Source organism: Oceanospirillum sediminis (assembly GCF_014164585.1).
GTDB lineage: Bacteria > Pseudomonadota > Gammaproteobacteria > Pseudomonadales > Halomonadaceae > Oceanospirillum > Oceanospirillum sediminis.
The window spans coordinates 1-317 of record NZ_JACJFM010000325.1; the positions used below are offsets into that span (position 1 = coordinate 1).

A 317-nucleotide genomic window follows, 5' to 3' on the forward strand; every position below is an offset into this window, starting at 1 on the left:
AGCTTCCAGACCATCCATCTCTGGCATCTGCACATCCATCAGCACCAGATCAAAATCTTGTTGTGTCACCGTTACAACAGCCTGCTTACCATCTTCAACCCAGGTGACCTGATGTCCCTGCTGTTTAAGCCTCAACATCGCAAGATCAGCATTAGTGGGCAGGTCTTCAGCTAAAAGTACATTAAACGCTCTGGGCGAGCGATAATTATGCAGCCGTGGCTCACCCTCATCATATAAAGCTTCGACATCATCTGCTTCTGCTGGCCGGTGACCAGTAAAATGAAAATGGCTGCCCTGATCGACTTCCCTTTCAATCC

Annotated in this window: 1 protein-coding gene; it reads right to left on the reverse strand. The window is 48.6% G+C overall.

The genetic code is table 11. From position 1 onward, the window contains the following. Positions 1–317: response regulator (locus H4O21_RS25095; RefSeq protein WP_182812738.1), on the reverse strand; the 317-nt coding region annotated here is incomplete at both ends.